Source organism: Chromohalobacter sp. HP20-39, assembly GCF_033052815.1.
GTDB lineage: Bacteria > Pseudomonadota > Gammaproteobacteria > Pseudomonadales > Halomonadaceae > Chromohalobacter.
The window spans coordinates 1-277 of record NZ_JAWHTP010000616.1 but is presented as its reverse complement, the minus strand read 5'-3'; the positions used below and the strand labels follow the sequence as shown (position 1 = coordinate 277).

Sequence of the window (277 nt, the reverse complement as noted above, 5' to 3'; positions counted from 1 at the left end):
CCTTGGTCCATTTGGCAGCCTCGGTGATGAGCGGCAACGCCAGCGCAGTTGCAGCGCTGGCCAGATTTGGATCGGCGGCGCGGGGAGACCCCATCTACGAAGCGGGTGTTCAGTTGGGGCGCTTGCTGCGAACTGCGTTCCTGGCCGACTACTTTGTCAAAGACGCCTTCAGGAATGAGCTGCGTCGGGTACTCAACCGGGGTGAGGCGGTCAATGCCTTGAAGCGGGCGATTTATACCGGCAGAGTGAGCCCGGCTCAGGCCAAGCGGGCCGAGGA

At 62.8% G+C, this 277-nt stretch carries 1 protein-coding gene; it reads left to right on the top strand.

Annotated elements, in window-relative coordinates:
• Window positions 1-277: Tn3 family transposase (locus RVY79_RS19420; RefSeq protein ID WP_317466209.1), on the top strand; the 277-nt coding region annotated here is incomplete at both ends.